The sequence below is a fragment of the Humibacter ginsengiterrae genome (assembly GCF_054780115.1).
This window is the reverse complement of sequence record NZ_BAAGWY010000020.1, coordinates 31,756-44,712: the sequence shown is the minus strand read 5'-3', so window position 1 is coordinate 44,712 and position 12,957 is coordinate 31,756. Positions and strand designations below refer to the sequence as shown.

Sequence of the window (12,957 nt, the reverse complement as noted above, 5' to 3'; positions counted from 1 at the left end):
CCATGCCGTCCTCGGCCGGTTCCACACACACCCGGCGACGCTTCCTGGCCTCCTCATGACGTTGCTCCAGAGTGTCCGCACACAAGCGCTCCCGCAACAGGCGGGCCCGGCGACCCAACGCGCCGGGAGTCAGACGTTCGGCGATCCCGGCCAGGCGTTCGTCGAAGGTCGCGAACACGGCGGGATCCGAGAGTCCGCTGGACGAGTCGACCGCGGCGCGCACATGCTGCACACTGATCCGACCACTGACGAACAGTTCTTTCAACCGCGGCAACGACGTCGTGAGGACCTCTGCTTCCCACGCCAGGTTCCGCACCACGTTCTCACTGACATGCAACCGCTGCGCGAGATCGAACGCGACCGACCGGAGAGCGAAATCCACCTCATCCGCCTTCGGATCACGCTCCGTGATCCCAACCGGCACGTAGATCCGCGGATCCTCACGCGCCATCTGAAACGCTTCCCGGATCGCGAACATCTGCCGAGCCGCCTCGATGTTCACCATCGTCTGCGAGCCGACCGCATCATCCAGAGCGAAACCGATCACATCCTGCGCCGAGACAAACGACGTGCGCTGCGAAGGCTCCGCCGTCCAATCGACGTCCTCAGGAACATCCAGCTCGTCGAACCACACGCCGAAGTCGTCGGCCGGTGCCGACTCCGCTGCGCGTACTTCATCCATAACCCGACGCTACGCGGCACCTCCGACATTCGATCCGGCGCCCGCGAGCCGCATGCCAGCTGAGAACCTTCAGCTGTGCATATGGCGAGTTCGCATGATGCGTGACTACTGGCGAGGGGGACCGTCTTGTGTGCTCGGATGTCGGCGGTGCCGTGGCCGCTGGTTAGGGTCGGAACGTGATCATCCGGAGTGTGACGGCAGCCGACGCAATTGCCGTGGCCGAGCTCAGTCTGGGAAGGCTTGGCGCGTGCCCCGTTCACAGCAACTCGTCCCTGGAACCATCGGCTTCGCGCCGGCCACGGACTATCGGTATCTGCACGAGATCCAAGCATCGGCAGCAAGCGAAAGCCTTCAGCACCCTTGGCCTGCTCTCCACTCGTCGCACACTCGAGTCCGGCCGGTACCAGCGGGCCGCCGAATCGCTGGGCGCGAGCATCCTGCAGCCACCGGCCCCGATGGTCGCAGAGATCGACGCGATGATCGACGCAGAAGCAATTCGCGGCATCAACACTTCTGAGTCGCTCACGCTTCTGCAGGATGCCGTGAACTCACTCGCGGCTGCGGGCGCGGACGCCGTCATCCTGGGTTGCACGGACTTGGTTCTCTTCGGAGCCTCGAACATCGGAGCAGGAATCTTGCCGGTCGTGGACTCCACGACCGCTCACGCACAAGCAGCCGCAAGGCACGCGCTCAACGGTACGGAGGAGTGACCGGTATGGCCGACGAAGACCGTCCGGCTCTCCCCGATGAGAGCGATCACCACTCGCTCGGCCTCATCATCGCGGCCGTGCTGTCATGGGTTCCGCCCGTCGCCGTTCTTCTGAGTCGTCTCACCTCGCCGGACCTTCCCGCTCGCGTTCCGATCCACTGGAGTACCAACGGCGCCGTCGACGGCTGGAGCTCGATCCGACTCGACTTCTGGACCACCCTCCCGGCCGGCTTGATCGGAGCCGCGCTGGTCACCTTGATCGTGATCTTCGGAGGCGACAACATCCCGCGCATCAAGGGAAGCCTCGGCCTCGCCGGGATCGTCCTACTCGCAGGGGGGATCAGCTTCACCTGGTTCGTGTCGCTCGCGGTCGCACGCCACCACGATGCCAGCGGTCAGGCATTCGGGATGCTCGCGCTCGGCACTGTGATTCTCGCTGGACTGGTGTTCGTCTGCGGCGCTCTGCCGCGACGCAGGGCCGACCGTCGTTCGGAAGGTGCTCGAGCGCCCTCCGACGCTCCGGGCTGAAGGCTCACGCCCACCCATCTACTGGTGCACAGGAACGTTGTTGTCGCGCAACGCCTGCCGCAAAGCGCGCGTGGTCGTGAAATGGTGCGTGCGCATTCCGCGCACTGCTGCTCCGGACCTTTTGGCGGGCGAGTCATCCGTGAAGAACACGGCTATTGTTTCGATCCATTGCCGCCTGCTGATGCGGCCGGTCGTGACGTCGTCGATCACTGGATGCGAGAACGCGAACTCTTCGATGCTGCCCGCTTGAAGACCATGACGGAGCTCGATCGCCGCCACGTATTCGGGATAGAAGTGCCGCACGACGCCATCCAGGTCGAAGAGCACGGCACGAATCATCGTTCGATCATTGCGCGTTCGAAGAGCGGGCGATTGTCCTCGAGGACTCGATGGTCGTTGCTGGCCCACTCCACCGCCGAACGTGCGTGAGCACGACGGGCGTCGCTCAGTGCCTCGTCGTGGGCATTCGCGCTCTCGCACTCGACGATGTGCGACTGCTGACGTTCGATCGCGTCGAGCACGGTCTCTGCTGGCAAGCACGGATCATAGCCAGCCGCGAACTCGCGTAGCCGCCGCGCTTGGTCGTGGACGGGCACATTGCCGAGCGACTGAATGCACCACGTCCATCCGGCGTATCCCACGTCCTCGAGCGGGTCTCCGGGATGCGCGCTGTCCCAATCGATGAGAGCCACGGGCATCCCGTCGCTCATCACCGTGTTGAAGGGGCCCGGATCACCGTGAACCACGCAGATGCCACCTTCGACGAGCGCCGAACCACGGGTCAGGTCATGCAGTTCGCGGAGCAGCCACCCTACGGTCGCGTAGCTTCGTTCGTCTCGTTGAGAAGGATGGTCCGTCGTGGCCCCTTCGACAAAGGACAAGACGTCGCGGCCCTCCTCATCGATGCCCAGGTAGCGGGGCGCCCATTGATAACCGCGCTCGTTCAACTCGCGAAGCACCTTCGCGGCGAACACAGATCGACGGCTGCGAGGTCGGTGAACGGTGTCTCCGTTCTTCACGACGCCGGGCGTGGTGTTGCCGCCGATAAGAACCTCTTCCATGAGTGCCTCCGATCGACCGCCCCAGTGTACGAGCAGAGCTCTTTCAAACTCGGGCTCGATCTCGTGCCGATTCCGGACTTCCTGTCCGAAGTGGTCGTCGCACCAGCCGATGACGGCATCTTGGGACAGGAGGTTTCGCGTCGCGCCGACTTTCCTGTCCGTGGTTGCCGTTTCCGACACGGATAACGACCACTTCGGACAGGGATTCCGGGAAGCGCAGTGCGACACACGTACCAAACCGACTTCAAGAAGGCCCGGGTGTAGGAGGCCGCGGTGACGCGAGTCACGCTACCCTTCCGCAATGTCCACCAACAAAGTGCTCCTCGCGGTCGTTGCGACACCTGAGCCCTTGCCCGAACCGGTGGACCGCTCGCGCTGGCCCGTTCATGTCACTATCGCTGGGAACTTTCGTGTTGACGCAGGATCGGTCGATGCGATTCCGAGCATGTTGCGTTCTGCAGCGGAGACGATTGCTGAGTTCCAGGTAAAGCTCGGCCCGCCCGAGCAGTTCGGCCCGGGGCGGGACATACCTGTGCTTCTCGGGGCACACGCATCCCTCGACCTGTTACATCTCTTCCTGGCTACGTCGTTGTCGGGGCTGCCGGACTTTCAACCGCAGGACCCTCAATATTGGCGTCGCGGCTATCGCCCGCACGCTTCGCTCGGCCCTGCGGTTGACGTGCACGCCGACGAGACGTTGCCTCTACGAGTGCTCACCTTGGTCTCCCTCGACGCGCGCTTGAGCCGAAGCCTTTACGTCGTTCGGCTTTGAACCTACGAGCGAAATGACCCAGGCGCCGCGATGATCAGCCAAGACGTGTAGCTCTCCGAGACCGAACCACCCAGCCCTGCAACGGCGTCGGCCGCCTCCTGCACCTCCTCGCTCGTCCAGTCGCTGAACGTGCTGAACAATCCGCGGAGTTGCTCGGTCGTCAGGTCGATCGTCCAGCGGTATCGGTGGATGCTCTCCACGGTGAATAATCCTGATCGCGACAGCTTTTCGGCGGTCGCGTCAGCGTCTTCCGGGTTTCCGCGACGCGCCTTTCCGCGACGCTCGACGATTCGCTCGACCACTTCGCGGAACGGCGTCACCTCGGCCTCGGCGTCGCCGAACACGTTGCGCCAGACCAGCAGGCGACCTTCGGGACGCAAGAAGTGCCGAACGACCGGCAGGACGACATCCAGATCCATCCAATGGATCGACGTGGCAGCAACCACCATGTCGAAAGACCCCGCGTCGAGCTGGATGTCTTCGGCCCGGGACCGGATGACTGCGGCGCGCGGGAATCGGGCCTGGAGCAGGTCTGCCAGCTGCGCGCCAGGCTCGACAGCGACGACATCCATGCCACGAGCGAGGAGTTCGCCCGTCGCCTCTCCGGTGCCTGCACCGAGGTCGAGAACGCGGCGTCCCGGAGTCGCCAGACCGGTCGCGACGACGTCTCGCCAGAGAGCATCCGGATACGACGGCCGTGCTGCGGCATACGCGTACGCCATGCCGTCGAAATGCAGCGGGTCGACCACGGTATCAACCTAGCGGGCGGTGAGCACCGGAAGGAGTGCGGTGGTTACGTGATCGTTCCGTTGCGTCCGACGCTCGAGCACAGATACCCGCAGCGACGCAGACCTGTTCCAACGGCAATGGCTAGGCCGGAACCGGGGCCTGCCCGCAGACCGTTCGCCTTCGGCTACGGCTACGACGATCGGATGCGATCCGCTCGTTCCCGCGCGTACTCCAGCTGCGATCGGTGCTCCGCGGGAAGCCAGTCCCGGCCGTATGTCGCGGACGGGCCGACCCGGGCGTCGTCGGGGTCGCGTCCGTCGATCAGGGCCGCTACGTAGGCCCGGTCCTGGTCGATCCGGCGGCGCAACTCTTCGCTGTTGCCGATGGACCCGTGGCCGGGGACCACAACGCCGACGTCATCCGCGATCGTGTCGAACATCCGCAAAGCTTCGAGGTAGTCCTCGATTGTCTCCTCGACGTGGAGGTCGAGGAGCGGGACCTCGACATCAGAGAGCATGTCGCCGGCGATGAGCACCCCGCGGTGCTCGACGAGCAGCGCCGCGTGACCGGGCGCGTGCGCCCGATGCTCGAGGATGCGCATGCTCGGGCCGTCCCAGGGCAGCCGAGCCGTCCCCTCGGGTAGACCCTCGATCAAACCGAGCGAGTCGAGCGGCACCTGTTCGGCGATGCGCTCGGCCTTGGTGCGGGCATCCGTCAGCCGAGCCTCAGCCGTGAGTGCGCACCGGTGCGTGCCGTAACGCGGGGCGGAGCCGAAACGTGTGTGCCAGATCAGGTGGTCCCAGTGCGGATGCGTGGAGAATCCGATGGCGACGCGTAGGTTCAGCCGATCCAGCTCGTCTGCGAGCTCGGTCAAGTCGGAACCGCCCACGCCCGGATCGACGAGCAGCACGCCGGAGCCGCCCATCACGACGACCGCGTTGCTCTCACAGAACCGGCTCTGGCGCACCAGCACGCCCTCGGCGACCTCGCGTAGCACCCCATCAGGGTAGGCCCTTCGACGACGGACAGCCGCAGGCCCGGAGTCGTGGTCGCCAGATGCCGCTGAATCTCCGAAAAGCGGCATCTGGCGACCACTATTTGCGTCCCTTGGCTCGAGAAGCAGAAGAAGTACCGAGACCGGGTTTGCATCACCGCCCGTGCGGGCACTACTTCTTCATGACCGAAAGGCACAGTGACGACCGCGACGGCACCGAAGGGCTCGAAACCGTGCGTCTCGGTACCGAACACCGTGGTGCCGAGAGCCGCGCTGGCGGAATTCGCCGGAGCGCCCCCGGAGCGCCGAGCGCGCGGCCGTTCGACGCCGTGCTGTTCGACCGCGACGGCACTCTCGTCGTCGACGTGCCGTACAACACGGATCCGGATCGGGTCGTGCCGATGCCGACCGCGGTCGCGACGGTGCGGCGACTGCGCGAGGCAGGCATCCGGGTGGGCGTCATCACAAACCAATCGGGCGTCGGCCGCGGGCTCATCACATCGGAGCAGCTGCGCGCCGTGAACGCGGCGATCGATGAGGCGATAGGCCCGTTCGACGCGTGGGAGGTGTGCCCTCACTCACCGGATGCCGGCTGCCGGTGCCGCAAACCGCAGCCGGGGCTCATCTTCGCGGCGGCATCCGAGTGGGGAATCGCGCCATCGCGGATGCTCGTGATCGGCGACATCGGAAGTGACCTGGATGCCGCCTCCGCGGCGGGTGCGTCGGCCGTGCTCGTGCCGAACCCTGCCACCCGTGCCGAGGAAGTGGATGCCGCCCGGTTCGTGGCACGCGACCTCGCCGGCGCCGTCGAGCTTGCGTTCGGCAGGGCGCTACGCGCGGCGGGCGCGGGTTCTGCGGAGGAAATCGGCATCCGGCTCGCCGAGGCTACGGCCCCCTCGGCCAGACTACGAACTTCGCGCCGACGCTACGATCTTCGCGCCGCGACTACGGTCGATGACCAAAGTCTCGACTTCGAAACCGTAGTCTCGGCAACGAGGCTTCGCGCGGACGCTCGATCTGCAGGGGCGCGCGCATGAAGCGGGACGGCGTGCTCGTCGCGCGGCTGGACAGCATGGGGGACGTGCTGCTGGCCGGCCCCGCCGTGCGGGCGATCGCGGCCTCGGGCGCGAGCGTGACGATGCTGTGCTCGCCGCGCGGGGCATCCGCTGCCCGGATGCTTCCCGGCGTGGACGACGTTCTCGTGTGGGACTGCCCGTGGATCAGCGCGGACGCCCCTGACGTCGACCCCGCCGAGGCTCGCCGCCTCGTGCAGGCCATCGCTGTGCATCGGTTCGCACAGGCCGTGATCTTGACGTCGTTCCACCAGTCGCCGCTGCCGCTCGCACTGCTGCTCCGGTTGGCGGGAGTGCCGCGGATCGGCGGCGCATCCGTCGACCATGCGGGCAGCCTGCTCGACGTGCGGCTGCGCCCGGGCGACGAGCCCGGCGATGATCTGCCGGAGAACATCCCAGAGGCGGAGCGGGCGTTGCGCATCGCGGCGGCGTGCGGATTCCGCCTTCCGGAGTCCGACCCCGGGCTGCTCGCCGTGCGCGGCGCGGAGCAGGCAAGCGGGTTGGTCCGGCCGTACGTGGTGCTGCATCCGGGTGCATCGGCGCCGGCACGCAGGTGGAGCGTCGAAGGGTTCGCGGCCGTGGCATCCGCTCTTGTTGGAGTCGGGATGAACGTCGTCGTCACAGGCGACGCGGACGAGCGAGAGCTCACGCACCAGGTGGCCGACGCGGCCGGCCGCGGGATGAGTGCCGCATCGGTGACCGACCTCGGCGGGCGCCTCACGCTGCCGGAGCTCGCCGGCGTGCTCGCCGGGGCCGAATCAGTGGTGTGCGGCAACACCGGCCCCGCGCATCTCGCCGCCGCGGTCGGCACACCCGTGGTCAGCCTGTTCTCCCCCGTCGTGCCCGCGGCGAAGTGGGCGCCGTACGGCGTGCCGTGTGTGCTGCTCGGCGACCAGGATGCCGCGTGCGCGGGAACCAGGGCGCGCGTCTGCCCGGTGGCGGGGCATCCGTGTCTGAACCGGATCGCTCCCCGCGAGGTGGTGGATGCCTGCCTGCGGCTCGCGTCTGGATGGACAGCGAACGGGCCTGCGCGAGGGGACGCGGTTCGTTTCTCAGGAGCGGTGTCGTCGGCCCCGACGCTCCGTCCCGGAGTTCCTGGGCGCGACAACCGCACCCGCCATCCCGTCCTGAGAAGCGAACAGGGCGAAGGCCGCGCGCGGCCCACGAACCACAACCGAGAGGCGGTGGCGGGATGAAGATCCTGATCTGGCACGTGCACGGCGGATGGATGGACTCCTTCGTGCAAGGGCCGCACGACTACCTGCTTCCGACCACGCCGCAGCGCGATGCCTGGGGTCTCGGCCGCGCCTCACGCGACTGGCCGGCGGCCGCGCGCGAGGTCTTCCCCGAGCAGCTGCGCGAGGAGCGGCCGGACGTCATCGTGCTGCAGCGGCCGGAGGAGGTGGCAGAGGCGACCAGGCTGCTGGGCGCGGTTCCGGGCAGCGACCTGCCCGCCGTCTACCTCGAGCACAACACTCCGCGGCAGCACGCGGCGACCAGTGTGCATCCGATGGCCGATCAGCGCGAGATCCCGATCGTGCACGTCACGCACTTCAACGAGGTGTTCTGGGACAACGGCATCGCGCCGACGACGGTGATCGAGCACGGCATCCTCGACCCTGGCCCGCGTTACACGGGCGAACTGGGCGCCCTCGCCGCCGTCATCAACGAGCCCGTGCGACGCGGCCGCATCACGGGCACCGACCTGCTGCCGCGGTTCACCGACGTCGCGCCGGTGCACGTGTTCGGCATGGCGACGGACGCACTCGGCCACTCGACCGGCGACGCGAACATCGTGCCGAGCGGCGACCTGCCCACCGACGAGCTGCACACCGAGCTGGCGCGGCGGCGCGCGTACCTGCATCCGGTGCGCTGGACGTCGCTCGGGCTCTCGTTGCTGGAGGCGATGTTCCTCGGGATGCCCGTGCTCGCGCTCGCCACCACCGAGGTGTCGCGCGCCGTGCCGCCGGGCACGGGGGTGACGTCTACGGACCCGGACGAGCTGAGGGCCGCAGCATCCGAGCTGATCGCCGACCCCGAGGCCGCGAGGCGACTGGGCGCCGCGGGCAGGGCTCACGCGCTGCAGGCGTACTCGCTGGCGAACTTTCTCGAGCGCTGGAACACCGTGCTCGACGACACGGTCGCCGCCTGGCGACTGCGGCACCCGCAGGCGCGGATGCACCCGCGGCGCCTCGGATATCCGGGCGCCACGCACATCGATCACTGGCCGGCTAGCGCACCTGCGCCGGCAACGGCCGGTGGCGCGTCCTCGACGACGCACACAACGGAAGGAGCACCATCGTGAGAATCGCCATGGTTTCCGAGCACGCCAGCCCGCTGGCGACGGTCGGAAGTGTGGATGCCGGCGGGCAGAACGTGCACGTCGCCGCGCTCAGCAAGGCGCTCGCCGCCGACGGCCACGAGGTGACCGTCTACACCAGGCGCGACTCCGCCGAGCTGCCGCGCCGGGTCGGCTTCGGCCCGGGCGTCGAGGTGGTGCACATCGACGCGGGCCCGCCCACGCGCATTCCGAAGGACGATCTGCTGCCGCACATGCCGCAGCTGGCCGAGGGCATCGCTGCCGATTGGGAGAACCGGGGCGCACCCGAGGTGGTGCACAGCCACTTCTGGCTGTCCGGACTCGCCGCCCTGGGCGCCGTCGAGAGCCTTCCGCAGGAGCGGATCCCCGTGGTGCACACGTTCCACGCGCTGGGTTCGGTGAAGCGCCGTTTCCAGGGCGCCGCCGACACCTCGCCGACGGCGCGACGCTGGCTGGAACCGTACGTCGGCAGTCGTGCCGCCGCGATCGTCGCGACATCGGCGGACGAGGTGCTGGAGCTCGGCCGCATGGACATCGCGACCGGCAAGGTGCGGGTCGTGCCGTGCGGCGTCGATCCGTCGGCGTTCAGCGCGAGGGGCCAGCGGGTGCCGAAGGATGCCCGTCACCGCATCCTCAGCGTCGGTCGCCTCGTGCCGCGGAAGGGCGTCGACATCGCCATCGATGCGCTCGCGCGGCTGGTGAAGGCCGGGGAGGACGCCGAACTGGTGGTGCTCGGCAGCTCCGGCGGATCGGCCGAGGCGGATCCCGAGATCGCGCGGCTTGCCGAGAGTGCACGGGCATCCGGTGTCGCCGATCGCGTGCGTTTCATGGGCCAGATCGATCAGACGGAGCTTCCGCGGTGGTACCGCTCGGCCGATGTCGTCGTGTGCACACCGTGGTACGAGCCGTTCGGCATCGTTCCGCTCGAGGCGATGGCGTGCGGTGTTCCCGTGGTGGCCGCGGCCGTCGGCGGGCTGCGCGACACCGTCGTCGACGGGGTGACGGGCCTGAAGGTTCCGCCGTTCGACGCGGATGCCACGGCCGCCGCCATCTCCCGCCTGTTCGACGACGACGAGATGCGGTCGGAGCTGGGCCGGGCCGGACGCGAGCGGGTGCGCACGAAGTACACCTGGCAGCAGGTCGCCCACGAGACCGCCGAGGTGTACGAGCGGCTCGCGACGACGACGCTGCGGCAGGGCTCCGGACTCGACGAGCGGATGCCTGCACCTTCGCGCGCTGGAGCCGCTGCTCTGGGAGGTGTGTACCGATGACGAGCGTCCAGGCGCCCATCAGAGGGCATACTCTCCCCGCTCCGGATGCCGCAGCCGACCACATCCGGACGCTCGCGCCATCGCTGCTGTCGTTGCAGGAGCAGTCCGCGACGATCACCGCGTGGGGCGAGGAACTAGCCGATCGGCTGGTCGGCGGCGCGCGCCTGCTTGTCGCGGGCAACGGCGGCTCAGCAGCCGAGGCGCAGCACCTGACCGCGGAGCTGGTGGGACGATTTCAGAACGACCGGCCGGCGTTCTCGGCGATCGCGCTGAACGCGGAGACGTCGAGCGTGACCGCGATCGGCAACGACTACGGATTCGACCAGGTGTTCGCCAGACAGGTGAGCGCTCATGCCAGGCCGGGCGACATCGTGCTGCTGCTCTCCACGAGCGGAGCGAGCGGAGCGAGCGGAAACCTCCTCGCCGCGGCGGCGGCGGCGCACGAATGCGGGGCTCTCGTGTGGGCCATGACGGGTCCCGTGCCGAACCCGCTCGCCGCGGCCGGCGACGAGGCGATCACGATCGAGGGGCCCTCGGCGCACGTGCAGGAGTGCCAGCTGGTGGGCATCCACGCGCTCTGCTGCGTATTCGATCGGCGGGTCGAACAGCTGCAGGGGGCGCGGTCGCAGGCGGTGCAGCCGCAGACGGCTCGATTCGAGAGGAGGACGCCATGAGGATCACGGTGGTGGGCGACGTGCTGCTCGACGTGGACGTGCAGGGCACTGCCGAGAGGCTGCTGGCCGACGCACCCGTGCCCGTCGTCGACGTGCAGACGATCATGCGCCGAGCGGGAGGCGCCGGGCTTGTCGCCAGCATGCTCCTGGCCGACGGGCACGAGGTCGACATCGTCACGACGCTGTCGGACGACGACGCGGCGGGCCACCTGCGCGGATGCCTTGCCGGAGCGAACATCATCGCCTCGCACTCGGGCATCCCGACTCCGGTGAAGACCAGGCTGATCGCCGGTTCGCATCCGCTGGCCCGCATGGACGAGGGATGCGGCGACCCGCCGCCCGTCAGCGTCACGGGCGAGATGCTCGACGCTGTGGCGGGCGCGGAGGTGATCGTCGTGGCCGACTACGGTCGTGGCCTGGCGGATCATCCGGAGTTGCGGCGGGCGATCGCCGAGCGCGGCCTGGACGTGCCGCTCGTGTGGGACCCGCATCCGCGCGGCGAACGGCCGGTGCTGAGCGCGACCGTCGCCACACCGAACCTGGCAGAGGCCACGAAGGCCGCGCACGTGCCGGGCGGCGTGGGAAAGGATGCCGCGGCGGCGGCCCACGCGGCCCGCGCCCTGCGCGAGGAGTGGGCGTGTCCCATCGCGGTGACCCTCGGCGAGATGGGGGTGCTACTGGCAGACTCCGCCGGTGCCCCGCCGTCGGTGCATCCGGTGTCGAAGGTGACGAGCGTTGATCCGTGCGGGGCCGGCGACCGGTTCTCGTCCGCGCTCGCGGTGGCACTGGCATCCGGTGCGTCGTTGCCGGATGCCGTGGCCTCAGCGGCCGACATCGCCGCGCTCTTCCTCGCCCGGGGCGGAGTCTCCGCGCTCGGCACGCAGCGGGCGCCGCGATATTCGGCAAGCGGATCGGCGCCACGTGAAGCGGTCACGACCGCCAGGGAGAGGCACGGCGCCATCGTGGCGATGGCCTGCGACAACGACACGCTGACACCGGAGGACGTCAGGCGCTTCCTCGCCGCACGCGCCCTCGGGGACTCGCTGGTGCTCGTCATCGACGACGCCCTGCAGAGCAGCATCGGGGCGGTGGAGACCCAACGCATCGACGCGCTCGAACAGGCGTTGCTCGCACTGGAGTGCGTCGACGAGGTCGTGCGCGCACCGCGCGCCGACTTCGAGTCGCTGCTGCGGTCCCTGCGACCGCACGTGTGGGTGGAGTCGGCGGATCCGCGGGACGGCGGACGCCTCGACCCGCAGATCGCGGCGGCGTGGGGCGGCCAGCTCGTGACGCTTCCGTACGGGGAGCGGCACGTCGCCGAGTCGTTCGGACGCGGACGCGCGCTGGAGCGCGCGAGTGCAATGGCGTTCGGCGGCAACAGCCGCGCGTTGCGTGAGCAGAAGCCGAGTGAGCAGAAGCTGAGTGAGCAGAACAGGAGTGAGAGCCGATGACAGCACGACGCATCATCGTCACAGGCGGCGCATCCGGACTCGGGCGTGCCGTGGTGGAAGCATTGCGCGCGAACGGAGACGCGCCGATCGTGTTCGACCGCGCGGTCGGAGACGACGTCTCCGACGGTACGGATGCCGTGACCGTCGACGTGACGGACCGCGGGGCAGTGGAGGCTGCTGTGGCGGATGTCGGGGCATCCGGAGACATCGACGGTGTCGTCGCCGCGGCCGGGATCGATCGTTGCGGATACCTGCACGAGGTGCCTGCCGACGAATGGGAGCGGGTGATCGCGGTCAACCTGCTCGGCACGGTCGCTGTCGTGCGGGCCGCGCTGCCGGAGCTCGAGCGCTCGCACGGCCGCATCGTGACCGTGGCATCGACGCTCGCGCTGCGAGTGGCGGAGGGGGCCACCGCGTACTGCGCCTCGAAGTTCGGCGTGCTCGGGTTCTCGCGGGCGCTGGCCGCGGAGACACGGGGTCGCGTCGGCGTGACGACCCTGGTGCCGGGCGGCATGGACACGCATTTCTTCGATGACCGACCCGACTCGTACAAGCCTCCGGCGGACGCGAAGCTGAACCGTCCGGATGACACGGCGCGTGCCGTGCTCTTCGCACTCAATCAGCCGAGCGGATGCGAGGTGCGCGAGCTCGTGGTGTGCCAGGAGTATGAGGGTTCGTGGCCGTGAGGTAGCG

The 12,957-nt window shown here is 68.6% G+C and carries 15 protein-coding genes; 10 read left to right on the top strand and 5 right to left on the bottom strand.

The features are described from left to right. A partial coding sequence (locus tag ACYVII_RS17795; RefSeq protein WP_460537614.1) for a DUF222 domain-containing protein occupies positions 1 to 634 on the bottom strand: 634 nt, incomplete at its 3' end. Between the two features lie 224 nt (positions 635 to 858). Here ACYVII_RS17795 and ACYVII_RS17790 point away from each other — a divergent pair. Then, a complete protein-coding gene (locus ACYVII_RS17790) occupies positions 859 to 1,392 on the top strand; it encodes an aspartate/glutamate racemase family protein (protein ID WP_460537612.1) in 534 nt (177 codons plus the stop codon). Between the two features lie 5 nt (positions 1,393 to 1,397). Beyond that, on the top strand, positions 1,398 to 1,919 hold the full coding sequence (locus ACYVII_RS17785) for an SdpI family protein (protein WP_460537610.1): 522 nt from the start codon (positions 1,398 to 1,400) through the stop codon (positions 1,917 to 1,919). Between the two features lie 18 nt (positions 1,920 to 1,937). On the opposite strand, the gene ACYVII_RS17780 is transcribed toward ACYVII_RS17785, so the two are convergent. After that, entirely contained in the window at positions 1,938 to 2,258 is a 321-nt protein-coding gene (locus ACYVII_RS17780) for an HAD family hydrolase (RefSeq protein ID WP_460537608.1), read from the bottom strand. Then, complete coding sequence (locus ACYVII_RS17775) at positions 2,255 to 3,160, bottom strand: aminoglycoside phosphotransferase family protein (RefSeq protein WP_460537606.1); 906 nt, start codon at positions 3,158 to 3,160, stop codon at positions 2,255 to 2,257. Before ACYVII_RS17775 ends, ACYVII_RS17780 begins: the two co-directional genes overlap by 4 nt. A gap of 121 nt (positions 3,161 to 3,281) precedes the next feature. Between ACYVII_RS17775 and ACYVII_RS17770 the strand changes: the two genes are divergently transcribed. After that, positions 3,282 to 3,752 carry a 2'-5' RNA ligase family protein gene (locus tag ACYVII_RS17770; protein WP_460537604.1) on the top strand — a complete coding sequence of 157 codons (471 nt, stop codon included), beginning with the start codon at positions 3,282 to 3,284 and terminating at the stop codon, positions 3,750 to 3,752. Positions 3,753 to 3,754: 2 nt separating this feature from the next. Here ACYVII_RS17770 and ACYVII_RS17765 read toward each other — a convergent pair whose 3' ends face one another. Together ACYVII_RS17765 and ACYVII_RS17760 are read right to left on the bottom strand one after the other, a co-directional pair. Next, positions 3,755 to 4,501 (bottom strand): class I SAM-dependent methyltransferase, encoded by a 747-nt coding sequence (locus tag ACYVII_RS17765; RefSeq protein ID WP_460537602.1) that lies wholly within the window; start codon positions 4,499 to 4,501, stop codon positions 3,755 to 3,757. 170 nt (positions 4,502 to 4,671) lie between these two features. Further along, entirely contained in the window at positions 4,672 to 5,478 is an 807-nt protein-coding gene (locus ACYVII_RS17760) for an MBL fold metallo-hydrolase (RefSeq protein WP_460537600.1), read from the bottom strand. A gap of 179 nt (positions 5,479 to 5,657) precedes the next feature. On the opposite strand from ACYVII_RS17760, the gene ACYVII_RS17755 reads away from it, so the two are divergent. The 7 genes from ACYVII_RS17755 to ACYVII_RS17725 are packed head-to-tail and all read left to right on the top strand — an operon-like array spanning position 5,658 to position 12,950. Further along, positions 5,658 to 6,512 (top strand): D-glycero-alpha-D-manno-heptose-1,7-bisphosphate 7-phosphatase, encoded by an 855-nt coding sequence (locus ACYVII_RS17755; RefSeq protein WP_460537598.1) that lies wholly within the window; start codon positions 5,658 to 5,660, stop codon positions 6,510 to 6,512. Then, positions 6,509 to 7,744, top strand: a complete 1,236-nt coding sequence (locus ACYVII_RS17750; RefSeq protein ID WP_460537596.1) for a glycosyltransferase family 9 protein — start codon at positions 6,509 to 6,511, stop codon at positions 7,742 to 7,744. The genes ACYVII_RS17755 and ACYVII_RS17750 overlap by 4 nt, the downstream gene beginning before the upstream one ends. Then, entirely contained in the window at positions 7,741 to 8,853 is a 1,113-nt protein-coding gene (locus tag ACYVII_RS17745) for a glycosyltransferase (RefSeq protein WP_460537594.1), read from the top strand. Before ACYVII_RS17750 ends, ACYVII_RS17745 begins: the two co-directional genes overlap by 4 nt. After that, positions 8,850 to 10,139, top strand: coding sequence for a glycosyltransferase family protein (locus ACYVII_RS17740; RefSeq protein ID WP_460537592.1), 1,290 nt, complete (start codon positions 8,850 to 8,852; stop codon positions 10,137 to 10,139). The genes ACYVII_RS17745 and ACYVII_RS17740 overlap by 4 nt, the downstream gene beginning before the upstream one ends. Next, complete coding sequence (locus ACYVII_RS17735) at positions 10,136 to 10,813, top strand: D-sedoheptulose-7-phosphate isomerase (protein ID WP_460537590.1); 678 nt, start codon at positions 10,136 to 10,138, stop codon at positions 10,811 to 10,813. The genes ACYVII_RS17740 and ACYVII_RS17735 overlap by 4 nt, the downstream gene beginning before the upstream one ends. After that, positions 10,810 to 12,264 (top strand): PfkB family carbohydrate kinase, encoded by a 1,455-nt coding sequence (locus tag ACYVII_RS17730; RefSeq protein ID WP_460537588.1) that lies wholly within the window; start codon positions 10,810 to 10,812, stop codon positions 12,262 to 12,264. The genes ACYVII_RS17735 and ACYVII_RS17730 overlap by 4 nt, the downstream gene beginning before the upstream one ends. After that, positions 12,261 to 12,950, top strand: a complete 690-nt coding sequence (locus tag ACYVII_RS17725) for an SDR family oxidoreductase (protein WP_460537586.1) — start codon at positions 12,261 to 12,263, stop codon at positions 12,948 to 12,950. The genes ACYVII_RS17730 and ACYVII_RS17725 overlap by 4 nt, the downstream gene beginning before the upstream one ends. Positions 12,951 to 12,957: the final 7 nt, after the last annotated feature.